General features: G+C 59.3%; 24 protein-coding genes. 11 read left to right on the top strand and 13 right to left on the bottom strand.

Annotated elements, in window-relative coordinates; genetic code table 11:
- Positions 1–27 precede the first annotated feature (27 nt).
- The 4 genes from rplI to rpsF all read right to left on the bottom strand — a co-directional run bounded on the left by rplI (position 28) and on the right by rpsF (position 2,478).
- On the bottom strand, positions 28–606 hold the full coding sequence (gene rplI, locus AC13Q5_RS03755; RefSeq protein ID WP_075852160.1) for a 50S ribosomal protein L9: 579 nt from the start codon (positions 604–606) through the stop codon (positions 28–30).
- Positions 607–626: 20 nt separating this feature from the next.
- Complete coding sequence (locus AC13Q5_RS03750; RefSeq protein WP_075852161.1) at positions 627–1,607, bottom strand: DUF2232 domain-containing protein; 981 nt, start codon at positions 1,605–1,607, stop codon at positions 627–629.
- Positions 1,608–1,770: 163 nt separating this feature from the next.
- Positions 1,771–2,019, bottom strand: coding sequence for a 30S ribosomal protein S18 (gene rpsR / locus AC13Q5_RS03745; RefSeq protein WP_004122103.1), 249 nt, complete (start codon positions 2,017–2,019; stop codon positions 1,771–1,773).
- Between the two features lie 12 nt (positions 2,020–2,031).
- Positions 2,032–2,478 carry a 30S ribosomal protein S6 gene (gene rpsF, locus AC13Q5_RS03740; RefSeq protein ID WP_015339354.1) on the bottom strand — a complete coding sequence of 149 codons (447 nt, stop codon included), beginning with the start codon at positions 2,476–2,478 and terminating at the stop codon, positions 2,032–2,034.
- A 387-nt stretch (positions 2,479–2,865) separates the two neighbouring features.
- Here rpsF and AC13Q5_RS03735 point away from each other — a divergent pair, with 387 nt between their 5' ends.
- Positions 2,866–3,612, top strand: a complete 747-nt coding sequence (locus AC13Q5_RS03735) for a histidine phosphatase family protein (RefSeq protein WP_457879648.1) — start codon at positions 2,866–2,868, stop codon at positions 3,610–3,612.
- A gap of 195 nt (positions 3,613–3,807) precedes the next feature.
- Complete coding sequence (locus tag AC13Q5_RS03730; protein ID WP_488500873.1) at positions 3,808–4,956, top strand: hypothetical protein; 1,149 nt, start codon at positions 3,808–3,810, stop codon at positions 4,954–4,956.
- Between the two features lie 49 nt (positions 4,957–5,005).
- On the opposite strand, the gene AC13Q5_RS03725 is transcribed toward AC13Q5_RS03730, so the two are convergent.
- The gene (locus AC13Q5_RS03725; RefSeq protein ID WP_075852624.1) at positions 5,006–6,049 is read right to left on the bottom strand and encodes an aldo/keto reductase; all 1,044 of its coding nucleotides are present in this window, start codon (positions 6,047–6,049) and stop codon (positions 5,006–5,008) included.
- Between the two features lie 195 nt (positions 6,050–6,244).
- Between AC13Q5_RS03725 and fabD the strand changes: the two genes are divergently transcribed.
- The 7 genes from fabD to gmk all read left to right on the top strand — a co-directional run bounded on the left by fabD (position 6,245) and on the right by gmk (position 12,942).
- Positions 6,245–7,189 (top strand): ACP S-malonyltransferase, encoded by a 945-nt coding sequence (fabD, locus tag AC13Q5_RS03720; protein WP_075852163.1) that lies wholly within the window; start codon positions 6,245–6,247, stop codon positions 7,187–7,189.
- A 25-nt stretch (positions 7,190–7,214) separates the two neighbouring features.
- The gene (fabG, locus tag AC13Q5_RS03715; protein ID WP_015339359.1) at positions 7,215–7,952 is read left to right on the top strand and encodes a 3-oxoacyl-[acyl-carrier-protein] reductase; all 738 of its coding nucleotides are present in this window, start codon (positions 7,215–7,217) and stop codon (positions 7,950–7,952) included.
- A gap of 286 nt (positions 7,953–8,238) precedes the next feature.
- Positions 8,239–8,475, top strand: a complete 237-nt coding sequence (locus tag AC13Q5_RS03710; protein WP_004122114.1) for an acyl carrier protein — start codon at positions 8,239–8,241, stop codon at positions 8,473–8,475.
- 114 nt (positions 8,476–8,589) lie between these two features.
- Positions 8,590–9,852, top strand: coding sequence for a beta-ketoacyl-ACP synthase II (fabF, locus tag AC13Q5_RS03705; RefSeq protein WP_075852164.1), 1,263 nt, complete (start codon positions 8,590–8,592; stop codon positions 9,850–9,852).
- 211 nt (positions 9,853–10,063) lie between these two features.
- A complete protein-coding gene (gene mltG, locus AC13Q5_RS03700; protein WP_075852165.1) occupies positions 10,064–11,278 on the top strand; it encodes an endolytic transglycosylase MltG in 1,215 nt (404 codons plus the stop codon).
- Between the two features lie 110 nt (positions 11,279–11,388).
- Positions 11,389–12,276, top strand: a complete 888-nt coding sequence (locus tag AC13Q5_RS03695) for a YicC/YloC family endoribonuclease (RefSeq protein WP_075852166.1) — start codon at positions 11,389–11,391, stop codon at positions 12,274–12,276.
- Positions 12,277–12,279: 3 nt separating this feature from the next.
- Positions 12,280–12,942: a guanylate kinase gene (gene gmk / locus AC13Q5_RS03690; RefSeq protein ID WP_075852167.1), complete on the top strand. Its 663-nt coding sequence runs from the start codon at positions 12,280–12,282 to the stop codon at positions 12,940–12,942.
- A gap of 2 nt (positions 12,943–12,944) precedes the next feature.
- On the opposite strand, the gene rsmA is transcribed toward gmk, so the two are convergent.
- The 7 genes from rsmA to AC13Q5_RS03655 form a co-directional block, all read right to left on the bottom strand.
- A complete protein-coding gene (rsmA, locus tag AC13Q5_RS03685) occupies positions 12,945–13,772 on the bottom strand; it encodes a 16S rRNA (adenine(1518)-N(6)/adenine(1519)-N(6))-dimethyltransferase RsmA (protein WP_457879643.1) in 828 nt (275 codons plus the stop codon).
- Entirely contained in the window at positions 13,772–14,797 is a 1,026-nt protein-coding gene (pdxA, locus tag AC13Q5_RS03680) for a 4-hydroxythreonine-4-phosphate dehydrogenase PdxA (RefSeq protein ID WP_488500872.1), read from the bottom strand. Before pdxA ends, rsmA begins: the two co-directional genes overlap by 1 nt.
- A 6-nt stretch (positions 14,798–14,803) precedes the next feature.
- Complete coding sequence (locus AC13Q5_RS03675) at positions 14,804–15,748, bottom strand: SurA N-terminal domain-containing protein (RefSeq protein ID WP_075852169.1); 945 nt, start codon at positions 15,746–15,748, stop codon at positions 14,804–14,806.
- 208 nt (positions 15,749–15,956) lie between these two features.
- The gene (locus AC13Q5_RS03670) at positions 15,957–18,350 is read right to left on the bottom strand and encodes an LPS-assembly protein LptD (RefSeq protein WP_075852170.1); all 2,394 of its coding nucleotides are present in this window, start codon (positions 18,348–18,350) and stop codon (positions 15,957–15,959) included.
- Positions 18,351–19,436: an LPS export ABC transporter permease LptG gene (gene lptG / locus AC13Q5_RS03665; RefSeq protein ID WP_075852171.1), complete on the bottom strand. Its 1,086-nt coding sequence runs from the start codon at positions 19,434–19,436 to the stop codon at positions 18,351–18,353.
- Positions 19,433–20,611, bottom strand: coding sequence for an LPS export ABC transporter permease LptF (gene lptF, locus AC13Q5_RS03660; RefSeq protein WP_075852172.1), 1,179 nt, complete (start codon positions 20,609–20,611; stop codon positions 19,433–19,435). Before lptF ends, lptG begins: the two co-directional genes overlap by 4 nt.
- A 102-nt stretch (positions 20,612–20,713) precedes the next feature.
- Positions 20,714–21,496 carry a phosphatase PAP2 family protein gene (locus AC13Q5_RS03655; protein ID WP_488500871.1) on the bottom strand — a complete coding sequence of 261 codons (783 nt, stop codon included), beginning with the start codon at positions 21,494–21,496 and terminating at the stop codon, positions 20,714–20,716.
- Between the two features lie 204 nt (positions 21,497–21,700).
- On the opposite strand from AC13Q5_RS03655, the gene AC13Q5_RS03650 reads away from it, so the two are divergent.
- Both AC13Q5_RS03650 and AC13Q5_RS03645 read left to right on the top strand, forming a co-directional pair.
- On the top strand, positions 21,701–23,197 hold the full coding sequence (locus tag AC13Q5_RS03650) for a leucyl aminopeptidase (protein ID WP_488500870.1): 1,497 nt from the start codon (positions 21,701–21,703) through the stop codon (positions 23,195–23,197).
- 32 nt (positions 23,198–23,229) lie between these two features.
- Complete coding sequence (locus AC13Q5_RS03645; RefSeq protein ID WP_488500869.1) at positions 23,230–23,679, top strand: DNA polymerase III subunit chi; 450 nt, start codon at positions 23,230–23,232, stop codon at positions 23,677–23,679.
- Positions 23,680–23,706: 27 nt separating this feature from the next.
- On the opposite strand, the gene AC13Q5_RS03640 is transcribed toward AC13Q5_RS03645, so the two are convergent.
- On the bottom strand, positions 23,707–24,252 hold the full coding sequence (locus tag AC13Q5_RS03640) for a GrpB family protein (RefSeq protein ID WP_457879640.1): 546 nt from the start codon (positions 24,250–24,252) through the stop codon (positions 23,707–23,709).
- Between the last annotated feature and the right edge of the window lie 28 nt (positions 24,253–24,280).

Genomic DNA, 24,280 nt, shown 5'->3' with positions numbered 1-24,280 from the left:
ATTCGTAATCTTGAGAAGGCTTGAGGATCAAGCTTCTTCGTCGCCGTCGCGGTCAGCTTCCGGATCGAAGAAGTCTTCCGGACGCAGAGCGTCTTCGTCAACGCCGTAGATGGCGTCGGCGGAGGTGAGGGTTTCACCCTTGGCCTGACGCTCGGCTTCTTCAGCGGAACGAGCGACGTTGAGCTGAACGTGGATTTCGACTTCGGAGTGAAGTGCGATAGCAACGTCGTGCAGGCCGATGGCCTTGATCGGCGTGTTCAGGTGAACCTGGCTGCGGCCGATGTTGAAGCCTTCTGCGGCGAGGATTTCGACGACGTCGCGAGCAGCGACCGAACCGTAGAGCTGGCCGGTTTCGCCAGCCGAGCGAACGACGATGAAGGACTTGCCGCCGAGAACGTCGGCAACCTTCTGGGCTTCGCTCTTGCGCTCGAGGTTACGGGCTTCGAGCGTTGCACGTTCGGCTTCGAAACGAGCCTTGTTGGCGGCGTTGGCGCGCAGTGCCTTGCCGAGCGGCAGCAGGTAGTTACGGGCAAAGCCGTCGCGAACCTTGACGGTTTCGCCCATCTGGCCGAGCTTGGAGATGCGTTCGAGAAGAATGACTTCCATTTTCGTTGTTCCTTTCGATATCAGATTTTCGTGTTTTGTTTGGGTGTGTCGGCATCCTTGTTCGGGGTCAGCGATATCGCCTTGCGGGTATCGTAGAGGCCGAGAACAAGGATGATGAAGAGCGGCAGCGTCAGCACGAAGGTCATCAGGTAGCAGATGATCAGCACCGGCAGGCGCCAATCCTTGCCGCGTGTCCGGTAATGCAGCGATGCGAAGCCGGAAACGATGAAGCCCGCGCCGAAGGCACCGAGCACGGCGGCGGCGATGAGGGCCAGGACGCCACCGAAGAAGATCGCGACGATTGCCGCGAGAAAGACGAAGATCGCATTGCGGTTCATGCGCAGCGCCGAGGGAATGTCCTCGCGCGGACGCAGATTGTGGCTCGAAGCCGCGACGATGCGGGTCGCCACATAATAGGCAGCCAGCAGCATCATGACCCAGATCATGCCCCAGGCAATCGGGATCATGTAGAGCATCAGCGACTTCATCTTCGCGATCGCAATCGGATTGAGCTGAAGATCGGGAGATTGCTGGCTCATCGCGCCGATGTAGGCGTCGACGACCTGGCCCACCAGATCGGCGCCATAGCCCATGACTGCGCCGGCGACGATGATGACGACCGCGGCGAGACCGCACAGGTGCAGCATGATGTCGGAGAGCGGATACCAGGCCATCAGATTGTCCGGTCCGCCGAGTTCGGAGGCGGGACGCGCCAAATTGGCGAGATGGCTGAGCCATGCGGGGATCAGCGTCAGCAGCAGGACAAACAGCCCGAAATAGATCGAGGGCCCGATGATCGTGCCGACGATGCCGGCCGCCGCGACGGCGACGATGACGGCCATATTGCCCCAGCCGAGGCCGACGATCAGGATCGGAAGAGCGGAAAGCGCGCCGAACAGGATGAACAGCAATGGCTGCACCGTCGCGCCATACACGAGTAGGGCGGCGGTCAGACCGGCGAGTGCGCCGATGCCAAGCTCTTTTGCGTTCAACTTTTTCACGTCGCTGTCCTGCTTCGTATCGAGCAGTTAGAGGATGCCTTCGCCACGCGGGCCTGAAAGCCGTCCCCAACATGGGGTTTTAAGGTTCCGATCCGCGCCCATCGCGAAAGGGAGAAGGGAAGGCATCGCTGCCTTCCCCTTATTCATTCGGCGTCAGGCGCTATTAGGCGACGACGTAGGGCAGCAGGCCGAGGAAACGGGCGCGCTTGATCGCCTGGGCGAGTTCGCGCTGCTTCTTCTGGGAAACGGCCGTGATGCGGGACGGAACGATCTTGCCGCGCTCGGAAATGTAGCGCTGCAGGAGACGAACGTCCTTGTAGTCGATGCGCGGCGCATTGGCGCCCGAGAACGGGCAGGTCTTGCGGCGGCGATGGAACGGACGGCGGACCGGTGCGGAGGAAACTTCAGACATTCTCAAATCTCCTTATACGCGGTCTTCGCGCGGACGGCGCGGACGGTCTTCGCGGTCACCACGATCCGGGCGCGGACCACGATCGCCGAAGCTGCGCTCCGGGCGGTCGCCATCGCGGCGCGGACGGTCGTCACGGTCGCGCTTCTGCATCATGGCCGACGGGCCGTCTTCGTGCTTTTCAACAGCGATCGTCATGTAACGCAGGACGTCTTCGCTGATGCGCATCTGGCGTTCCATTTCCTGGATCGCAGCTGCCGGAGCATCGATGTCCATCAGGGCGTAGTGAGCCTTGCGGTTCTTCTTGATGCGGTAGGTGAGGGACTTGAGGCCCCAGTTCTCGATACGCCCGACTTTACCGCCGTGAGCTTCGATGACACCCTTGTACTGTTCTACGAGGGCGTCGACCTGCTGAGCGGAAATATCCTGTCGGGCAAGGAATACATGTTCGTAAAGAGCCATGACAGCTTTGCCTTTCTTGCGTTGGTCTGAACCCGATATTCGGCGGCTAAGCCTCAACGACTGCTCCTGATAGGGTAGACCCAAGCAAGAAAAGCGTTTCCGAGACGGTCGAGAGCGGAGACACGGGAGGCTGGAACGCTTCCGTTCCGACGATTTCCTCACGGAAACCGGCCCTCCGTTCAGCCACCAGCCAGAAGACCGGGTTGCGAACAGGGCGGCTTATACGGATTTTTCTCCGAAAGGCAAGGGTGGGAGCGAAATTATGCCGTTTTGCCCGGAAGCGGCCTCGATCCTCGGGCCAAATCGTGAGCTCCCGCCTGTCGCAGCGTTGCACCCGCCGCGCGCTCCCATATGATGAGAGGCGAATTGCAGCAATAGGGATAGTTCATGCGCATCTTTCTCGTTCGGCACGGCGAATCCCTCGGTAACATCGATGACCGGGCCTACCGGCAGTTCGGTGACCACAATGTTCCGCTGACGAAATGGGGCTATCGGCAGGTGTTGACGGCGGGGCAGGCGGTTGCCGCCTATCTGAAAGGGCTGCCATCAGCCGAATTGCGTAAACTGAGCGTCTGGTATTCGCCCTTCCTGAGGACACGGCAGAGCAAGGATGCTTTGCTGGAGATCTTGCCGGCCGATCTCATCCAGGATGTCAGGGAGGATTATCTGCTGCGCGAGCAGGATTTCGGGCTCTTTACCGAAATCTACGACCACGCCGAGCAGAAGCGGAAATTCCCCGACGAATTCGAGAAATGGGCGCGGCTGCGCAACAATAACGGCAAGTTCTATGCGCGCCCGCCGGACGGCGAGAGCCGTGCCGACGTCGCCCAGCGCGTCCGCCTGTTCCTGCAGACCGTCATGCACGACGCCGAAAACGGCAAAAACAATGTCATCATCGTTGGCCACGGCGTCACCAACCGCGCCTTCGAAATGAACTTCCTGCACCATCCGGTCGATTGGTTCGAGCGCTCGGACAATCCGGGAAACGCCGATGTCACCTTGATCGAGGGGCGAAGTTCGGAGGGTTATCGCTCGATCCTGCTTCACAAGTCAGTTGATCGCGTGAAAGGGCAGGATGAGTTGCGCGAGGCCTATGGTTCGGAACTGACGATTGCGCCGAAGGCGGAGCAGTAGATCGCTCGCCGTTGGTTTGGGTTTTCCCGCTGATATATAGGCCTGCTTTTATATCAGGCGCGAGGCCCAACCTTTCGAACATGCGCTGCAATCATGACTTGTGAAGCGACTGGACCTATGGAATTCATGGCTTGGCTGAGATGGGGGTGGGCTGTGAGGATAGTAAGGAAAAGTTTTGCTTTGGGGGGCGTTGCTTTGGGCCTTGCCCTTCTCGGTCAGGATGCTGCGGCACAGTTGAGCTACGACGTTCGAACCGCGGATGACGGAATTACCTATATCACGGTGAATGGCAGCTTCGAGGCCGACGATGATTTGAGCCTATTTCGCGATAAGGCTGTTTCCAGCCATGCTATTTACGTCGGCTTCAATAGCGGCGGTGGAAATGTCTACAAAGCATTGGAACTCGGCCGGCTGATTAGATCTCTGGGGCTCAGCACACTCGCTGTAAGAAGCGCCGAATGCTCCTCAGCTTGTTCCCTGTCATTTCTTGGCGGAGTAGGTCGTTTTGCCCACCCGGGCTCGATCGGCGTTCACAAATCTTCGTTCAGCGATACAAAAGGGATGGACGTCGAGGCTGCTGTTGCAGCCGTACAGCAACAGACCGCTGATGTGATCGCCTACATGAATGAAATGGGCGTCGATCCGGGTTTGCTGCAACTCACGCTCAAGTACGACAGAAACGATATGCGCTACCTATCCTCGAGCGAAATGACGCAGTTTCGGGTAACGACCGTGTCATATCAGGAGCTTCAGGAGTTCGAAGCAAAGTCGTCGTCTAACAAGGCTCCGCCGGCGAGTGCTGAAGCGCGTAAGGCAGCTCAGCCACTGAGCGAGGATTCGCCGCTTCTGCAAGTTCCAACCCCAAGAAGCGGCATTGTTCAAGACGACACAGGGGCGGCCCTGCTAAAGACCAGCCGGGACATGAGCGCCAAGACGATTGCCACTTTTCCCAATGGGAGCGAGTTGACGATCAAGAAGAGCATCGGCGACTGGTATCGTGTGTCGATCGGCAAAAAGTCCGGCTATATGCGTCAGACGTCGGTGTGGGTGCGCGAATTCGAAGAAAATCACTTTGGCAAACAATATATCGAAATAGCCGTCGATCCGTTGTTGAAGACTGCTGTACAGTTGGCCAAGGGGGCAAACCCTCCCATGGCCGTCCATTTGACCGTCCAGGGCCGGTATGCCATTACCATTAAGGACGCCTACGATAAAAATATCGCCCCGCTGGTATATCAGCACCTTATGGGGAGTAAAAAGATCCCCCTCAGTGCAATTATCACCCACGGCAACAACTACGTTCGCGAAATCTGCTGCGGCGCTCCCACCGCAACAGCCGAATAAGCGGACAAACTTGCCCGCTTTTTCATTTTGAATCCTACCGGCGCACTCTTCACATCGGCATCGGATACTTGCGATGCACCTGCTCGATCTCGGCCAATGCCTCTTCCGGCAGCGTCACATAAGCCGAGGCGATATCGGTTTCCAGCTGCGCCATCGTCGTCGCACCGATGATGACCGAAGCCATGAAGGGCTTGGTGAGGCAGTAGGCCAGTGCCAGCTTCGACGGGTCGATGCCGTATTTGGCGGCGATTTCCAGATAAGCCTTTACGGGCGGTTCCTGCAGCGGCTGCAGGCGGCCGCCGATGTCTTGGTTGATCGAGCCGCGCGAGCCGGCCGGGCGGGCGCCGCCGACATATTTCCCGGTGAGGATGCCGCCGGCAAGCGGCGAATAGGCAAGCAGGCCGACATCTTCGTGATGCGAAAGCTCGGCCAGATCAAGGTCGAAATGCCGGTAGAGCAGGTTGTATTCGTTCTGCGTGGTGGCGACGCGCGGCAGGCCCTTCTGCTCGGCAATCGTCAGATATTTCTGGATGCCCCAGGTCGTTTCGTTCGACAGGCCAATGGCGCGGATCTTGCCGGCTTTCACCAGCTCACCCATCGTCTCCAGGATCTCGGTGATTTCGGCGATCACCTTCTCACGATCCTGATTGAAGGGATTGTAGCGCCAGTTCTGGCGGAAATGGAAATGGCCGCGGTTCGGCCAGTGGACCTGGTAGAGGTCGATATAATCGGTCTTCAGCCGCTTCAGGCTGGCATCAACAGCCGCATTGATATTGGCGGCATCCGGACCCTGTCCCCCGCGCAGATATTCGCGACCCGGGCCGGCGACCTTGGTGGCGAGCACGACATCCTTACGTTTGCCGGTCTTTTCGAACCAGGTGCCGATATATTCTTCCGTGCGGCCTTGCGTCTCTGGGCCAACAGGCGTCGTCGGATACATTTCGGCCGTGTCGAAGAAATTGATGCCTTTGTTGACGGAATAGTCCATCTGCTCATGCGCTTCGGCTTCGCTGTTCTGCGTGCCCCAGGTCATGGTGCCCAGGCAAATCTGCGAAACGGAAATATCGGTGCGGCCTAAATTCTTATATTTCATGGGAAAACCTTGGGGGATGGGAGAAAGCCAAAATGAATGAGGTGGCGAGAATTTAGGCCTGATCTGAGCGAGCGCAAGAAAAAAATCATTGCGCTTCGCAGCCGCAAAAGCCTGTGGCTGCAGGGCTTGCACTATTGACTCCGCCGCAAACAATGTCATTGGGAAGCAAAACGACCCCCAAAAGGACGCTTTATAATGACTGTTGCTTTCACATTTCCCGGCCAGGGCAGCCAAGCCGTCGGCATGGGCAAGGACCTTGCCGACAATTTCGCCGAAGCGCGCGCCGTCTTCGAGGAAGTCGATGAAGCGCTCGGTGAAAAGCTCTCCGACGTCATCTTCAACGGCCCGGAGGAAACGCTGACCTTAACGGCCAATGCGCAGCCGGCGTTGATGGCCGTGTCGATGGCCGTGATCCGCGTGCTACAGGCGCGTGGCCTCGATCTGAAGAGCAAGGTCGCCTATGTCGCCGGCCACTCGCTCGGTGAATATTCCGCGCTCTGTGCCGCCGGCACCTTCTCGCTTGCCGACACGGCACGCCTGCTGCGCATCCGCGGCAACGCCATGCAGGCGGCAGTGCCCGTTGGCGTCGGCGCCATGGCCGCGATCATCGGGCTCGAACATGCCGATGTCATTGCCGTCTGTGCTGAAGCATCCGCGCTCGGCGCCTGCCAGATCGCCAACGACAATGGCGGCGGCCAGATCGTCATCTCCGGCGAGAAGGCTCCGGTCGAAAAGGCGGCCGAGCTTGCGACCGCCAAGGGCGCAAAGCGCGCCATTCTGCTGCCGGTTTCCGCACCCTTCCATTCGACGCTGATGGCGCCGGCCGCAGATGCCATGCGCGAGGCGCTGGCCGGGGTTGCCAAGTCCAATCCGGTCGTGCCTGTCATCGCCAACGTCCGGGCGGCTCCGGTCACTGATGCCGAGGAGATCGCCAAACTTCTCGTCGAGCAGGTCACCGGTCAGGTGCGCTGGCGTGAGACGGTGGAATGGTTTGCCGCCAACAATGTGACAACATTGTATGAAATTGGCGCCGGTAAGGTGCTGACGGGCCTCGCTCGTCGTATCGACAAGACGGTCAACGGCATCACCGTCAACAATGCCGCTGATATCGACACGGCGCTCGCCGCATTGCTCGGCTGACATATTCAAGGAACGAGGGACACACATGCTTGATTTGACCGGCCGCAAGGCCCTGGTAACCGGTGCATCCGGTGGCATCGGCGAAGAAATTGCCCGGCTCCTGCACAAGCAGGGCGCCATCGTCGGCCTGCACGGCACGCGCGTCGAAAAGCTCGAGACGCTGGCCTCCGAACTCGGCGATCGCGTCAAGATTTTCCCGGCCAACCTGTCGGACCGCGACGAGGTCAAGGCGCTCGGCGCCAAGGCTGAGGAAGAGCTCGGCGGCGTCGATATTCTCGTGAACAATGCCGGCATCACCAAGGACGGCTTGTTCGTTCGCATGAGCGACGAGGACTGGGACGCCGTGCTGGAAGTCAACCTGACCGCCGTCTTCCGCCTGACACGCGAGCTGACCCATCCGATGATGCGCCGCCGCTATGGCCGCATCATCAACATCACCTCCGTTGTTGGCGTGACCGGCAATCCCGGCCAGGCGAACTACTGTGCCTCCAAGGCCGGCATGATCGGCTTCACCAAGTCGCTGGCGCAGGAAATCGCGACCCGCAACGTCACGGTCAACTGCGTTGCCCCCGGCTTCATCGAAAGCGCGATGACGGGCAAGCTGAACGACAAGCAGAAGGAAGCCATCATGGGCGCCATCCCCATGAAGCGCATGGGCACGGGCGCGGAAGTCGCTTCCGCCGTCGCCTATCTCGCTTCCTCGGAAGCAAGCTACGTCACGGGTCAGACGATCCATGTCAACGGCGGCATGGCGATGATCTAAAGGAATTGCTGTTGAAGGGAACTTTCCCTCCAATAGCATGTTGAGCAACCCGGAGCCGGCTATTTTCTGGCTTTGCGACGGACTTAAACCGTGTTAAGCGGGCCATGACTGTGAACAGTCGTCCGGAAAATTCAGGCGGACTGGGCCACATTCAAGGCGCTGGGCCGGATCTCAATGCCGGGTTGAACGGGTTTGCCAGCGGCGTCGGAACAGATGCTGCAGGTTTGAATTAGGGTAGGGATGTCACAAGGCATTCTCATCAGGACATAAGGTCGAGGAAACCGACATGAGCGATATCGCAGAACGCGTAAAGAAAATTGTTGTTGATCATCTTGGCGTTGACGCCGACAAGGTTGTTGAAAGCGCAAGCTTCATCGACGATCTGGGTGCGGACTCGCTCGACACCGTCGAACTGGTCATGGCCTTCGAAGAAGAATTCGGCGTTGAAATTCCGGACGACGCTGCTGACTCGATCCTGACGGTCGGCGACGCGGTAAAGTTCATTGAAAAGGCTCAGGCCTAATCTTTCGCGCTTTTTGAAGGGGCGGGCTGAAGAGTCCGCCCTATTTCGTCCGGCGAAGCCGGACGAAGCAAGTTCATACGCATATCATCATAAAAAGACGGGGGTCTGCGGGCGATGAGACGTGTCGTTATCACGGGTACCGGCATGGTATCACCTTTGGGCTGTGGCACTGAGGTGTCCTGGACGCGTTTGCTCGCTGGGCACAATGGCGCACGCCTCGTGACCGAATTCGAGGTCGAAGATCTCGCGGCAAAGATTGCCTGCCGCATCCCTGTCGGCGATGGCACCGACGGCACCTTCAATGCCGACGATTGGATGGAGCCGAAGGAACAGCGCAAGGTCGATCCCTTCATCATCTATGGCATGGCGGCCGCCGATATGGCGCTGGCCGATGCACGCTGGCATCCGGAAACGGATGAGGATCAGATTGCAACGGGCGTCATGATCGGCTCGGGCATCGGTGGCCTCGAAGGCATCGTCGAAGCCGGCTATACGCTGCGCGACAAGGGTCCGCGCCGCATTTCGCCCTTCTTCATCCCCGGTCGCCTCATCAATCTCGTGTCCGGCCAGGTTTCGATCCGTCACAAGCTGCGCGGCCCGAACCATGCGGTCGTCACCGCATGCTCGACCGGTGCACACGCGATCGGCGATGCCGCCCGCCTGATCATGCTCGGCGATGCCGATGTCATGGTGGCAGGTGGTGCCGAAGCCCCGGTCTGCCGTATCTCGCTCGCGGGCTTTGCCGCCTGCAAGGCGCTGTCGACGGACTACAACGATACGCCGCAGAAGGCCTCGCGCCCCTATGACCGCGATCGTGACGGCTTCGTCATGGGCGAGGGTGCCGGTGTCGTCGTTCTCGAAGAGCTGGAACATGCCAAGGCGCGCGGCGCCAAGATTTACGCCGAAGTCGTCGGCTACGGTCTCTCGGGCGATGCGCATCACATCACCGCTCCGTCGGAGGACGGCGAAGGTGCTTTCCGCTGCATGACCTCCGCGCTGAAGCGCGCCGGCCTGACCCCGGCCGATATCGATTACATCAATGCCCATGGCACATCGACCATGGCCGATACGATCGAGCTTGGCGCTGTCGAGCGGCTGGTCGGGGATGCCGCGCCGAGGATTTCCATGTCGTCCACCAAGTCGGCGACCGGCCATCTTCTCGGCGCCGCTGGCGCCATCGAAGCGATCTTCGCAACGCTCGCCATTCGCGACAATATCGCCCCGCCGACGCTCAATCTGGATAATCCGGAGCGCGAGACCGCCATCGATCTCGTTCCGCACAAGGCCCGCAAGCGCGAAATCAACGTCGCGCTGTCGAACTCCTTCGGCTTCGGCGGCACGAATGCGTCGCTTGTCCTGCGCCGCTATGAGGCTTAATAACAACGCGTAACTGTTGGGGCGAGAGTGCCTTGCGGCAATCTCGCCCGCATCCTTGATTGTTGCTGCGCCTTCGTCTTTCTCGGGAATACGGTGCGGACGTCTGATCGGTCGAAGTCGGAGCCTGAAGTTCCGCCTTATCTTCTGAACCTGCTTTTTGCCGCATTGCTTGGCCAAAGAGCAGGCAATGACAAAAGGGAAGGGATTGCCGGTGAGCGATACGAACCAGAGCAACGGAACTGCGAACGGGCAGAAAGGACCGATTATCCCGAAATCGGCCAATGAGGCCCTGCGTCCGGAGCGTGTTCCGGATCCGCCGAAGCGTTCGCGCAAAGCCCGCAGTCAGATGGTCATCTTCCTGAACTTCCTGATGACGCTGGCGGTTTTTGTCGCCGTTGCCGCTATCGGCGGTGCTTATTACGCGTTTTCGATCTATCAGGGTCCCGGTCCGCTGACGACCAATACCAATTTCATCGTTCGCAATGGCGCCGGTCTCAGCGAGATCGCCAATCGTCTGGAATCCAACAACATCATCACGGATCAGCGCATCTTTCGCTGGCTGACGGCCACCTATCTGCATGATGGCGAAACCCTTCGTGCCGGCGAATACGAAATCAAGGCCGGCGCTTCCATGAAGGACATCATGGAGCTGCTGAAGTCCGGCAAGTCGATCCTCTATTCGGTCACTTTGCCGGAAGGGCTCACCGTGCGGCAGATGTTCAACAAACTGCAGGCCGATGTCGTGCTGGAAGGCGATCTGCCGTCGGCTTTGCCGCCGGAAGGCAGCCTGAGACCGGACACCTATAAATTCACGCGCGGCACCAAGCGCACCGAAATCATTCAGCAGATGGCGGCGGCACAGACGAAGCTGGTCGACCAGATCTGGGAGAAGCGCGATTCGAGCGTCCAGCTGGCCAACAAGCAGGATTTCATCACGCTGGCTTCCATCGTGGAGAAGGAAACCGGCCTGGCGGACGAGCGCGCCCATGTCGCGTCGGTCTTCCTGAATCGACTGGGCAAGGGCATGCGCCTGCAGTCTGATCCTACAGTCATCTATGGCCTCTTCGGTGGTGAGGGAAAGCCGTCCGATCGCCCGATCTATCAGTCGGACCTGAAGAAGGACACGCCCTATAATACCTATCTTATCAAGGGTTTGCCGCCGACGCCGATCGCGAATCCGGGCAAAGATGCTCTGGAGGCCGTCGCCAACCCCTGGAAGACGCAGGACCTCTATTTCGTGGCTGATGGCACCGGCGGGCATGTCTTTGCAGCGACGCTGGATGAGCACAATGCCAATGTCAGACGCTGGCGCAAGCTCGTTGCGGAAAAGGGCGAAGATCCCAGCGCCATTGCCGTTGATGGCCAGCCTGATGACGCTGCCGTAGCCCCTGGCTCGGGCGCGCAGCAGAAGAAAAAGACCAACTAATCCTCACCGCGTCGTGGTCTGGATAGAGAGCCCGGCGCGGATTCACTTTACATTGGCCCATAATCCGAAGATTTTCGTTGGATTGGGGATAGGAACTATCGGAGGCTTGCATGGCATTGCAGTCCATGACCGGCTTTGCCCGGCGTGAGGGAACGAGTGGTCGTGGCCGCTGGGTATGGGAGCTGCGTTCGGTTAACGGCAAGGGGCTGGATGTCCGCCTGCGCTTGCCGCCGGGCCTGGAGCGCCTCGAAACGGATGTCCGCAAGTCGATTGCCGATCGGCTCTCACGCGGCAATCTTCAGGTCAGCCTGTCGCTCTCCGTGGAGGAGAGCCGTGTCGAGGTGGTCGTCAACCAGGATGCGCTGACGGCGGTTCTGGCGCTGCGCGATCAGTTGGTCGGCATCGTCGATCCCGCGCCGCTGCGGCTGGAAAGCCTGATGGCTGTGCGCGGACTGGTAGAATTCAAGGAAGCCGAAGAGGATGAGGATGCGGTCGCTGCACGCGACGCCGATATCATGGCCGGCCTTGAGGCAGCACTTGGCGATCTCCGCGACATGCGCCGGCAGGAGGGCGATGCACTCGGCAAGGTTCTGCATGGCCATGTCGCGACGATCGAGACGCTGACATCAACGGTCGAGCGCGATCCCTCCCGCTCGCCACAGGAAATTGCCGCGAGATTGGCGACGCAGGTTGCAATGCTTCTGGACGGCTCGTCGGGTCTCGACCGTGATCGGCTTCATGCCGAGGCTGCCCTTCTCGCCACCAAGGCCGATCTGCGTGAGGAGATCGATCGTCTGAAGGCGCATGTGGCTGCTGCGCGCGATCTCATGTCGAAGGGTGGCCCTGTCGGCCGCAAGCTTGATTTTCTTGCACAGGAATTTAACCGGGAATCGAATACCATCTGTTCGAAATCGAATGCAGCGGCCGTGACGGCCGCTGGCATCGAGCTGAAAGTGGTAATCGACCAGTTCCGCGAACAGGTCCAGAATTTGGAGTAGGCCATGAAGCCGGCGACATCCACATCCATTCCGATCGCCCGCCGTGGGCTGATGCTTGCCATCTCCTCACCGTCCGGCGCAGGCAAATCCACGATCGCGCGTAACCTGCTGGAGAAGGATGGCGAAGTCAGCCTCTCTGTTAGCGTCACGACCCGACAGCGGCGGCCGAGCGAGATCGAAGGCGTTCACTATCATTTCGTCTCGCAGCGCGAATTCGAGCGTCTTCGCGATTCCGACTCCTTGCTCGAATGGGCCGAGGTGCATGGCAATTTCTACGGCACGCCGCGCGAGCCGGTAGAGGTGGCGATGGCGGAAGGTCGCGACATGCTCTTCGACATCGACTGGCAGGGTGCCCAGCAGCTGCAGGAGAAGATGCCGGCCGATGTCGTCTCCATCTTCGTGTTGCCGCCAACCATGACCGAACTGCAATCGCGCCTGCATCGCCGCGCCGAGGATTCCGAAGAGGTGATCGCCAGGCGTCTTGCAAATTCAAGGGCCGAAATCGCCCATTGGCGCGAATATGATTATGTCATTATCAATGACGACCTGACCCTGGCCTTCAATGCCGTTCAGTCGATCGTCAAGGCCGAACGCCTGCGTCGCGACCGGCGACATGGCATGTTCGATTTCGTTCGGGATTTGCTGGAAGAAACGCCGAAGCTTTAAGCTTACAGGCAATTCGCCAGCCGGCAGAATTCTTCCACCGAAAGCGTTTCGGCGCGGCGCTGCGGGTCGATATCGGCCTTCAGCAGCAGCGCTTCGCCGCCAAGCGGCTTCAGGCTCTGGCGCAGCATCTTGCGACGCTGGCCGAAGGCTGCCTGCGTGACCTTCTCCAGCTTGTCGACGGCGCAGGGAATTGGGTTTTCGTTCGGCGTCAGATGCACCACCGTCGACGTGACCTTCGGCGGCGGTGTGAAGGCTTGCGGGGATATGTCGAAGGCCATGTGGGCTTTAGTCCGCCAGCCGCAGAGCACGCCGAGCCTGCCATAGTGATCGTCATCCTCCTGGGCCACGATGCGCTGGCCGACTTCCTTCTGGAACATCAGGGTCAGGGATTGCCAGAAGGGTGGCCATTGCGCGGGCAGGAGCCAGTTCACCAGAAGCTGTGTCCCGACATTATAGGGCAGGTTGGCGATGATCTTGACCGGTCCTTGCGGGGCAAGGGCGGCGAAATCCGTCTTCAGCGCATCGCCTTCGATCACCTCAAGTCGGCCGGGATAGTGATCGGCGATTTCCGCCAGTGCCGGCAGGCAGCGTGCATCGCGCTCGACGGCGATGACTTTGGTGGCGCCGAGCGCCAGGATGGCGCGCGTGAGGCCGCCCGGCCCAGGCCCGACCTCGAAGACGGTAGCGCCCTCGAGTGATCCGGCTGTACGCGCGACCTTCTGGGTCAGATTAAGGTCGAGAAGGAAATTCTGGCCAAGCGCCTTGCGTGCATCCAGGCCATGGCGTTGGATCACGTCACGAAGGGGTGGCAGGCCATCCAGTGCAGCCATCAGCGATTGTTTCCGGTCTTGCTGCTGATCTCACTCGCCAGCTTGAGGGCGGCCACCAGACTGTCCTCCTTGGCGATGCCCTTGCCGGCGATGCCGAAGGCCGTGCCGTGATCCGGGGACGTGCGGACGAAAGGTAAGCCGAGCGTGACATTGACGGAATCGTCAAAGCCGAGGGCTTTGGCGGGAATCAAGGCCTGATCGTGGTACATGCAGACGGCGACATCGTAACGCCGACGGGCTTCGTCATGAAACATGGTGTCGGCGGGCAGGGGGCCGAATGCGTCGATGCCCTCGGAGCGGAGCCTATCGATCGCTGGCCGGACGATTTCGTCGTCTTCCTTGCCGAGTGCGCCATTCTCTCCGGCATGCGGATTGAGGCCGGCAACCGCAAGGCGTGGCTTGGAAATGCCGAACCGGCTGCGCAGATCATGATCGGTGATCCGGCAGGTTTCGACGATCAGATCGGAGGTCAGCGCTTCAGGCACCTCCTTCAGCGGAATATGGATGGTCACCGGGATGGCACGAAGCTTCGGACCGGCAAGCAGCATCACGGGCATGACCGGCTTTCCGGTCGCATGCGTTGCGAGATCCGCCAGGAACTCCGTATGGCCGGGAAAGCCGAAGCCGGCGTCGTAGAGCACCGATTTGGCGATCGGGTTGGTGACGACGGCAGATGTCCGGCCGCTCATGCTGAGGGAAACGGCTGTTTCGATGGCGGCAATCGTGCCCTTGGCGGTCGCCACATGCGGTTCGCCCGCGATCACATCCATTCCGGCCTCGATCGGCAGGATCGGCAGCGCATCGGGAAAGATGCCGCTTGCATTCGCCGGATCGGCGATTGCGAGCGGTACGGTCAGGCCTAGCTGCGAGGCCCGTGCCGTAAGCACGGCAGCATCGCCAAGAAACAGGAAGGGCGGCAAATCCAGCTCGCCGCGGCGGAGCCAGGCGGCGAGCGTGATATCGGGACCTATGCCGGCCGGATCCCCCTGCGTGAGCGCGAGGGGGAGAGAAGAGCGCGGTGGCATTGTCAATCAGCGATAGACGATCTGCGCCTTGGAGCGCAGCTCATCCATGTATTTCTTGTCGTTGGCGCTCACACCCGTTGCCTTGTCCTTGCCGATATCCTCGGCACGGAATACGGCAGCGGCGGCAACGTCGTCGTTCACCTGGCGCTGCGAGCAAATGGCAACATATTCGACGCCACGATCGGTCACGATCGGAGCTGTGGTGTTGCCGGATGCTTTTTCCAGCAGCGGCTTCCACATTTCCGGAACCTCCGGCGCGAGCACGCGGCCGAGATCCTGGACGGAGACGTCATGCATGGTTGCGGCAAAGACCTTCGCCTGGTCGCAGCCCGGAAATTTGGATCGCGATGCCTCGGCCTCGGATTTGCGCTGGTTCAGAATGGCGTTCCGCTTTGCAACCGGGACGACGAAGACGATCTGTTTCAGGAAATACTCCGTCGTGACCGGCTTCGTCTTATTTTCCGTCATGCGCGTCACGAGATCGTCGTTCGACATCCGGCTTCTTGCGCCGAAGCGTGCATTGACGACCCGCGGCCAGCTCATGGAAACCGCGATATAGGATTTGAAGTGATCGACACCGACGCCGGCCTTTTCAAGAATTTGGCCGAGCTGCGCCGGCGTCATCTTGTTGCTGGAGGCGAAACGGCCGAAGGCAGCATCGACGTCCGTCGTCGAAACGGACATGCGCAGGCGAGAGATCTCGGCACGCTTCAGCGTTTCGTCGACAAGCTGATCCTTGGCGAGCTTGTTCAGATCGCCTTTCTGGCGCTGCAATTTGAGGAAGGCGACGCGCTTGGCAATGTCGCCGGATGTGATCACCTGGCTATTGACGAGGACCTTCACTTCGCTTGCTGCGAAAGCAACATCGCTGCTCGGCACGGCGAAGCTCGCCATAACCAAGGCTGCGGCTCCGAACAGCAGAGCGCGCATCGGTGTCTTTCCAGAAAACATCAACTACCCCTTCCCAAAGGTATTTCCTGCCAGCATTGTGCCGTTTTGGCATATCTGTCGCGCAATACGGCAGCTTTGCGCCACATGTCTACATCAAGCGCGATGAATTGCAAAATCCTTGCGGCGAAACAATGACGCCGGCAGCGGCAAGCTGCATCAACGCAAAAGAGCCGGCGGTGAAGCCGGCTCCGTGCAGTTTCGAACTCTATCAGAACGTTGCGTCCTGAACGCTGCCGAGGTTGACATCGCCAAGCGTACGGAAGGTTAGGCGGGCGCCGATCGACCAGTCGCTTGCCGAACTGGCGGTCGTATCCTTCTTGTCGAGGAATGACACGGTGAAGATCGTGCATTCGTCCTCGTAGGAAAGACCGACGCCCTGGCGGGTAATATCATTGCTGTTGAGGTCGTAGCTGACCGTGCCGAAAACCGACCAGTATTCCTTGAACTTGATCTGCGCACGCGTCTGGATTTCGTCCTGGTTGCTGGTGAAGCCATACTGCGGCTGGGCAGCAATATGCGTGTAGATCAAGGATGTCTGGAACACATCGTTCGAGAAGCCGACTGCCGTATCCCCGCGACGGAAGGCAAAATCCTTCTCGTCGAAGCGGTAGGACTGCGACAGCGAAATACCCTGCGGCGTCGTCAAGCCGAACATGGTGACGTAGTCGGAACGGGTGGTTTCAAGTCCCGAATCCGAACCTACGCCAGCTAGATCAGTCGATGCGAACGAGTTTCGTCCGGCTAGCTGATAGGATTGGCCGAAAATGTGCTGCAACTTGTAGCCATTGTCGAAGCTACCCGTGTAGCGCCACCCGACATTGGCACGCGTGCCGCCCTCGACGCGGTCGAAGCCCGAGAACTTGTCACGATCGAACAGGTTGGTTGCATCGAAGACAAAGCTCTGCGCGTCCTCGTTGGGCAGCCGCCCGGCAAGCTGCTCGTCCGGACGCACATAGATTTGTGCGATCGGCTCGAACACGTGCGTGCTGTTGCTCGTCGTGATGAGGAACGGATACTTGGCTTCGAGGCCGAGGGTCGCCATGCCGCGCGCGGCATAGTCGCTATTGTCATAATTGCCGGAGTAGGTACCGGCCGCAGGCCCGTTCATGTCGAGGCCGTAGACGTCACCACGAAGTGCCGCCAGTGGCGTCAAAACGAGGCCCTGATCCGTGGTGAAGGTACGCTGCCACTGCACCTCGGTGCTCAGGCGCGTATAATCTCCGGCAAGACCGAGGTAGCGGTCATTCAGGCTGGAGTCACCAAGAGAGCTCGTGGCGTCGAGGAAGGATGTCTTGTCACGCGACAGATGCGTGAAATTCATCGTCGCGGACAGTTCGCCGCCATAGACCGACTTCGGGTCGACATAGTGATAGTCGACGCTCGGATAGACGTATGCCTGCTGTTTCTGCGCAGTGGCGTTGTTGTCCGTGTCCTGCACGTTATAGTAGAAGGCGCGCATATCGAAGAAATTGCGCTTCCCGATGCCGGTCAAATAGGCTTGGTTCGTATGGGTGCTCTGGTTGAGACCATCCAGGCCATAGGTGCGCGAGAAGTTATTGTCGCTCTGCGCCATCACGTCCCAGCCGAAAGTCCAGCGAGGATTGATCCTGAAATCCGCCTTGGAGCTGATCATGCCGCGAGTTTTATGCTCGGCATCGGTTGTACCGGCTGTGAAGGCGTCCGGTTTCATCTGGCTGATGCCGGCAACACGCAGGGTATGGGTGCCGTTCTCGAAGCGCTGGCGGAACTCACCTTGGAGCAACAGACCCTGATTGGTGTAGCCCGTTGCTGTGACCGTAGCATCCATGCTCGGCGAGATGACGTAATAATAAGGAACCGTCACACCGACGCCGAGACGCTGAGAAACGCTCACCGATGGGAACAGAAAGCCCGACTTGCGCTTGACCGTATTGTCGGGAACCGTGATCCACGGAACATAGGCGATCGGCAGGCCGAACAGCTCGAAGCGGGCATGCTCGAGACGGATCGTGTGCGTTACGCCGTTCTGGACGACACGCTGGGCCTTGACCTGCCACAGCGGCGCACGGCCCTGCTCAGAACAGGCCATGCAAGCGGTATAGACGCCCTTTGTTAGAATCAGCTGATTGCCGCCGACCCGTTCGCCCTTTTCGGCGACCATACGGGTGTTGTCAGGCATTTCGATGCGCAGGGCGTTGACGAAGCCGTCGGAGAAGCTGTCGGTGACGTCCATTTTGTCACCGTACATGCGATTGCCGTCCGGGGTAATCAGCTCGACATTGCCGAGAGCCGTCATCCGCCCAGACTTCTGATTATACTCGACCTTCTGGGCGACCATCCTGTAGCCGCCATAGTTGATCTGGACCGCACCGCTCGCGGTGACGATCTGCGTATCCTTGTTGTAGACCAGTTCGTTGGACGAAAGGACTAGCTTAGCGCCTTCCGGCACCTTCACCTTGATAGGAGAGGTTGCAGCGCCGGCGCCGCCATTGTTGGTGTTGGCATTACTATTATTGGCCTGGGCGTAAGCGACGACCGGACTCAAAATATATGCACACGCGGCCGTGCCCGTAACGAGGGCAGCCACATACTTTCTGATACTCTTGCGGTTGCCTGCCGCCACTTAGCCGTCCTCCTGATGAAGCAGGATCGTTGCCCCGAATGCCAATGCGACGATCACGGGTATCCATGTCGCCACATAGGGAGGAACCACTCCGCTGCTCCCGAATGCCTTTACAAGCACGGTGACAACATAAAGCACGAAGCCGGAGAGGATTCCACCCAGAATCACAGAGCGCGATTGATTGAATCTACTGAATTTTAGGGACACAGTTGCCGCAATCAGCGTCATTGCCACCAGAAGGAACGGCTGTGACAGAAGCGAATGAAACTGTGTCTCAAGTGCGTTGGTCGAGATCCCGAAGGAGCGAGCGACCTTTATTCGATTAGAAAGATCATAAAAAGCAATGGTTTCCGGTTGAGCCAAACGTTGCGAGACGAAATCCTGTTTCAGATTCGTACGGACTTGTATCGAACTCTTATGATCCGGAATTTCTCCCGGTCGCCGTTCGACGACATTGTTAAGAAGCCAGTAACCATCTTCCAATTTTGCCGAGTCCGCGTCCTGCCGCAGGACGATATTTCCCTGTGAATCGAAGTGGATAAACACGACGCCTGTCAGTGTCGTTCCGTTGTTCAGAATGGCCTTGGCACCGATGATCGTGTCGTCTTTCCCGTTGGATTGGCGCAGCCACGGGATCGAAAGTGTATTGCGGTAGGACGGGTCGCCGCGCAGATCGGCTTCGATCGCCTCCGCATGCCGCTGGCCCCATGCCGCTACCGGGTTGAGGGCGAGCATGGTCAGAAGCCCGACGCAGAAAGCACCCATAACGAAAGGCATCATGAACTGCCAGACGGAGATGCCTGCCGCGCGCGCGATAACCAGTTCGCGGCGGCGGTTGAGGGCGATCAATACCGTCATGCCCACGAAGAGCGCGATGAACGGCACCGTCTGCTGCAGGATGAACGGCAGTCTGACCGCCGTCATCAGCAAACCGATGGAGACGGTATATCCGGGCAGACCGGCAAGCCGTCCAGCGGTCTCGCTGAAATCGACGAGATAAACGATCGAGATGACGCCGAGGAAGAACCAGAACGTCGTCACGATGTAACGCGTGAAGAAGTAGCGCCCGAGCGTGCCGAAAATCATGCACCGCCCCCGTTCGAGCTGCCTGGTGCCGTCGGCATGCGGTCCTGAACTCTTTGTCGCCAGTTGCTGAGGCGGTTGCGGATTGAGACCGGCATCGTCATCTTCCGGTTCCGCAGCAAGAGGATGATCGCGATAAGCGCTGCGATGATATTGATTGCGTAGAGAACGCCGATGAACTTGGTCGAATTGTCGATCTGGTTGGCAGCATAGAAATCTGCCCAGCGCAGCGCGAAGGATATGGTCAGCGCCGACACCATCGGATGCAACCGCGCCTCACGATGTGACCGCGCGTCACCGGCGATCACCAGCGATATCAGCGCAAAGATTGCCGGCAGCGCCCAGTCGTTGAGGCGGCGATGCAATTCGGCGCGGTAATCGCCAGGTCTTTGCTTGTAGTCGGGATCGTTCGTGTCCGGATTGAAGAGGAAGCCAAGGCTGCGGTCGCTGGCTCGCGCATTAGCCTGGCCACGGCTTTGCGTCATATCCGACAGGTCGAAGGAGTAGGAATCGAACTTGATGACCGAGACGCTGCCGTCGGGCGTTTTGCGGTGAACTTCACCGTCTTTCATCAGCAGCGATGTGCCGCTTGGGTCGACGGCGCCTTCCTTCGCATAATAGATGAGATCAAAGGCTGGATCGCGGGAATCGACCACGAACAGCCCCTTCAGGATTCGTCCCGACAGGCGCTGCGAGATCTGTACATAGAGTCCATCCTCGATGCGCCGGAAGTTCTTCTCTTCGATCACGGTGGACAGAAGATCGGCATAGGCCTCGGCCACCATCTGGCGGGCGGCGACACGCGCTCTCGGCTCTACGACATTGTCGACGAAAAAGGAGAACACGCTGATCGCGATGGCGAGAATCATGATCGGTCGGATGATGATGCTGCGCTTCGCGCCAGCAGCTTCCATGACGGTCAGCTCGGAATCGCTGTTCATGGCCGTCAAGGTCTGCGTGATGCCGATGACCAATGCGAAAGGTAGAACGATCGGAATGATCGTCGGCAGGATGAGCGTCGCGAGCTTTGCGAACGAGCCCATAGACTGGCCGCTATCGGTCACGAGATTGATGCGCTGCAGGACCTGCGTGGTCCAGATAATGGCGAGCACCGGCAGCAGCGCTACCAGGAACATCATACCGACACGCCGTACGATATATGTCTCGAATAACTTCATGCCGGCCCTTAAACGCAACAGCTGCCGAACGAGCCGACAGAGATTCACCCTCCTCTACGCTGTTTACGTTTTTTTGGCGACAACCAACTCGAAAAAAATTCGTTAATTTTCCGAGATTTTTCTGTCGTGTGTCGTTTGGGATAGAGCCAGCAGGGCGGCGAAGATCACAAGCGAGGAGAGCCAACCGAGGACGGCATCGGAGAGATAGTGTCCGCCAAAGGCGACTCTAAGTGCTGGAATCAGCAGCGAAACTGCCGCGATCGGCAGGGCGGCCGCCGATCGGAACGGCTGCGGAATGATGAGGATCAGACAGAATAGCCAGCCCGCCGCCGCCGCTTCGCCCGAGATGAACGAGCAGTTGCTGACACATTTGCCGGCGAAAGACCCTGCATGCACGAAATCGAACGCGCCGCCGAAGAGATCCGTCTGTCGCGGGCGTGGGCGCCCTGAGAAGGCTTTCAGCCACAGATTGACGATCAGCACCGGGCCTAGGAGCAAGGAGCCGAGCGCGACCTTGAGATTGCGGGCTCTGAGCGCGTTGAAGGTCGCGCCGTGATCCTGCCAGCATCTGAGAAGCATCCAGAGCAGCACGAAGGCGACGACATAAGGCAGCTGAAAGAACACGTCCCGCAGCAACTGCATGTGACGATCGCCGCTATAGGGGAAAATGCCACAGATCTCGTCAGGCTTGGTGCTTCTAAGGCATTGTTGCGGTTGGAAGAACATATTCGCGACGCCGAGATCGATCTGTGGAAAAAGTGAAAACAGACCCAGCAAAGCCCACCAGAGACAGAAGAGGGCGATGAAGGCATCGCCCGCCGTGCGCGGCCGCAAAATCTCCGGGAAACGATCTTCGCGATTGAGGCTGTTGAAATCTATGATCAAGGCGGCTTTCCGACAAGAATTGTGCCGCCTATGGCGGCTAAAACACCATCGCGTGCAATCTAGCTGCGCTAAATGACAGGGATTTGAAGCCGCCGGCCGGCTTATAGAGGGAATGCTGCGCCAAAAGCTTGTATTCCTTGAGCAGACCTTGAATGATGGTTGTGTAAAGTTCTCTCACTACGACGCATATTTATCGGAGCAGAAATGTCTGTGAAATTCGAGATTTCCTTCGCCAAGTCGGCTCGTCTCAGCGGCGGTCTGGCCATTCTCCTGAAAGGCACGGATAGTGAGTTGCCGGCTGGTGCCGAGAGCGTCGATCCGGCGAATGTTTTCGCAAAGGCGGCGCCTGTATCCGGCTTCAAGAGCAAAGCGCTGAGCAGTCTGGATATCATCGCGCCCGAAGCGTCGCCCGTCGACCGGATCATCGTCATCGGCGCTGGCAAGGCCAAGGGCCTGACGGCGCACGACTGGCTGAAGCTTGGCGGCAGTGCTGCGGCAAAAATCCGCAACACGGATAAGGTCGCGATCTTCCTCGACGCATCCAACGTCGAAGTCGGGGCGAAGGAGGCCGCTGATTTTGCCTTGGGCATGCTTCTGCGTGCCTACAGCTTCGATACCTACAAGACCAAGAAGGGCGATGAAGACGAGAAGGGGGCCTCCCGCAAGGCGGTGAAGGTGACGATCATTACCCAGGAGGCGGCAGCCGCCAAGAAGCTTTATGCGACCTCCGAAGCCGTGGCAGGCGGCGTGATTCTCGCGCGCGATCTCGTCAACGAGCCGCCGAACGTGCTTGGCCCCGTGGAGTTTGCGGCCAAAGCCAAGGAATTGGAAAAGCTCGGCGTCGAGATCGAGATCCTGACGGAGCGCGAAATGCGCCGGCTCGGCATGGCGGCCCTGCTGGGCGTCGCGCAAGGCTCGGCTCGCCCGCCGCGGCTGGTGGTCATGCAATGGAAGGGCGGCAAGGCGAAGGACAAACCGGTCGCCTTCATCGGCAAGGGCGTCGTCTTCGATACCGGCGGCATCTCCATCAAGCCGGCAGCCGGCATGGAAGACATGAAGGGCGACATGGGCGGCGCGGCAGCCGTCACCGGCCTCATGCATACGCTTGCCGCGCGTGAAGCGAAGGTCAACGCCATCGGCGTCATCGGTCTTGTGGAAAACATGCCCGATGGCAATGCGCAGCGTCCGGGCGATATCGTCACCTCCATGTCCGGCCAAACGATCGAGATCATCAATACCGATGCCGAGGGCCGGCTCGTTCTTTGCGATGCGCTCTGGTACACGAACGATCGCTTCAAGCCGCAATTCATGATCAATCTGGCGACGCTGACCGGTGCGATCCTCGTCGCGCTCGGCAATCTGCAGGCCGGTCTGTTCTGCAACGACGACAAGCTGGCTGGCGAACTGACGGCGGCAGGCCTTACGACCGACGAGCGCCTGTGGCGCATGCCGATCGGCAAGGATTACGACAAGATGATCGACAGCAAGTTCGCCGACATGAAGAACACTGGCGGCCGCCATGCCGGCTCGATCACCGCCGCCCAATTCCTCAAGCGCTTCGTCGGCGACACGCCCTGGGCGCATCTCGATATCGCCGGTACGGCGATGGGCTCGGTCCAGGACGAGATCAACCAGTCCTGGGGTTCCGGTTTCGGCGTGCGCCTGTTGGATGAACTGGTGCGTGCCAACTACGAATCGTGACCGGCCGGTCTTTGTAAGATAGAAGAGGCTCCATGACCGACGTTCTCTTCTATCACCTGACCGAATCGAAGCTCGAAGACGCCCTGCCACCGCTGATCGACAAGAGTGTCGAGCGCGGCTGGCAGGTCGCCGTGCAGATGCGCGAGCCGGCCCGGCGCGATCTCCTGGATGGTCATCTTTGGACCTATCGCGAGGACAGCTTTCTGCCGCATGGTATCGATGACGATGAGATGGCAAGCCGCCAGCCCGTGCTGCTGACGATTTCACCTGACAACATAAATAGTGCCACCGTGCGTTTCTTCATCGACGGCGCCGAGGCGACGGATGTCGGAGCCTATCAGCGCGTCGTGCTGATGTTCGACGGCTACGATCAGGAGCAGTTGGAAAGCGCACGCGCCCAGTGGAAGCGCCTGAAAGGCGAGGGGCATAACCTCACCTATTGGCAGCAGACGCAGGAAGGCCGCTGGGAGAAGAAGGCCTGATCTTCTTCCGCTTTGCTCGAAGGCGCTCTATGCGCCTTCCGACAGGATTTTCTGGATGAATTCCTTCTTCGCCGCCGTATAGGACGCGCGATCATTGGCATATTTTGCCGCCAGTTCGATCTTCAGCGCTTCGTAGGCATGCGCGAGATCCGGCTCCCTGCGCAATCGGTCGCGAAAGATGAGGAAGTTGCGCCAGGTCGGGCCGCCATATTCGACCACATGCACAAGGTGCGTGCGGGTATCCCCTTCGATATCGCGGCCGAAAATATGGTCGTCCGGAACGATATTGCTGCCGGCATAGACATAGCCGATCGAGGCCATCGGTTCCACGCAGGCAAGACCGTCCTCGAAGCGCCGCACGCCGACGGCGATATCGATGATCGGCTTGGCCTTGATCTCCGGAATGGAGGTGCTGCCGAAATGCTGGACATCGACGGCGAGGTCGCCGAGAGCCTTGCGAATGGCGGATTCTTCCAGCAGATAGGCCTCGTGCCAGCTCTGGTTCGGGTCGGCGAGCTTGACGGACTTGTTGCCGACGCCGAGCCCGAAAGATTGTTCATGCTCCGATGCCATAGGCATCTCTCCAGTGAAGACGATGCGC

This window comes from Martinezella sp. CNPSo 3964 (genome assembly GCF_057784375.1).
Note: the sequence above shows the minus strand (reverse complement) of the source record. Positions and strands in the feature narration are given on the sequence as shown.

Bases quoted from the DNA above. Each gene is read 5' to 3' on its own strand.
- AC13Q5_RS03650 (WP_488500870.1), top strand. From the start codon at position 21,701: ATGTCTGTGAAATTCGAGATTTCCTTCGCCAAGTCGGCTCGTCTCAGC.
- AC13Q5_RS03640 (WP_457879640.1), bottom strand. From the start codon at position 24,252: ATGGCATCGGAGCATGAACAATCTTTCGGGCTCGGCGTCGGCAACAAG.
- AC13Q5_RS03710 (WP_004122114.1), top strand. From the start codon at position 8,239: ATGAGCGATATCGCAGAACGCGTAAAGAAAATTGTTGTTGATCATCTT.
- AC13Q5_RS03645 (WP_488500869.1), top strand. From the start codon at position 23,230: ATGACCGACGTTCTCTTCTATCACCTGACCGAATCGAAGCTCGAAGAC.
- AC13Q5_RS03735 (WP_457879648.1), top strand. From the start codon at position 2,866: ATGCGCATCTTTCTCGTTCGGCACGGCGAATCCCTCGGTAACATCGAT.
- fabD (WP_075852163.1), top strand. From the start codon at position 6,245: ATGACTGTTGCTTTCACATTTCCCGGCCAGGGCAGCCAAGCCGTCGGC.
- rpsF (WP_015339354.1), bottom strand. From the start codon at position 2,478: ATGGCTCTTTACGAACATGTATTCCTTGCCCGACAGGATATTTCCGCT.
- AC13Q5_RS03695 (WP_075852166.1), top strand. From the start codon at position 11,389: ATGGCATTGCAGTCCATGACCGGCTTTGCCCGGCGTGAGGGAACGAGT.
- lptG (WP_075852171.1), bottom strand. From the start codon at position 19,436: ATGATTTTCGGCACGCTCGGGCGCTACTTCTTCACGCGTTACATCGTG.
- AC13Q5_RS03675 (WP_075852169.1), bottom strand. From the start codon at position 15,748: ATGTTTTCTGGAAAGACACCGATGCGCGCTCTGCTGTTCGGAGCCGCA.
- lptF (WP_075852172.1), bottom strand. From the start codon at position 20,611: ATGAAGTTATTCGAGACATATATCGTACGGCGTGTCGGTATGATGTTC.
- fabG (WP_015339359.1), top strand. From the start codon at position 7,215: ATGCTTGATTTGACCGGCCGCAAGGCCCTGGTAACCGGTGCATCCGGT.
- rsmA (WP_457879643.1), bottom strand. From the start codon at position 13,772: ATGGCTGCACTGGATGGCCTGCCACCCCTTCGTGACGTGATCCAACGC.
- pdxA (WP_488500872.1), bottom strand. From the start codon at position 14,797: ATGCCACCGCGCTCTTCTCTCCCCCTCGCGCTCACGCAGGGGGATCCG.
- AC13Q5_RS03725 (WP_075852624.1), bottom strand. From the start codon at position 6,049: ATGAAATATAAGAATTTAGGCCGCACCGATATTTCCGTTTCGCAGATT.
- fabF (WP_075852164.1), top strand. From the start codon at position 8,590: ATGAGACGTGTCGTTATCACGGGTACCGGCATGGTATCACCTTTGGGC.
- rplI (WP_075852160.1), bottom strand. From the start codon at position 606: ATGGAAGTCATTCTTCTCGAACGCATCTCCAAGCTCGGCCAGATGGGC.
- gmk (WP_075852167.1), top strand. From the start codon at position 12,280: ATGAAGCCGGCGACATCCACATCCATTCCGATCGCCCGCCGTGGGCTG.
- rpsR (WP_004122103.1), bottom strand. From the start codon at position 2,019: ATGTCTGAAGTTTCCTCCGCACCGGTCCGCCGTCCGTTCCATCGCCGC.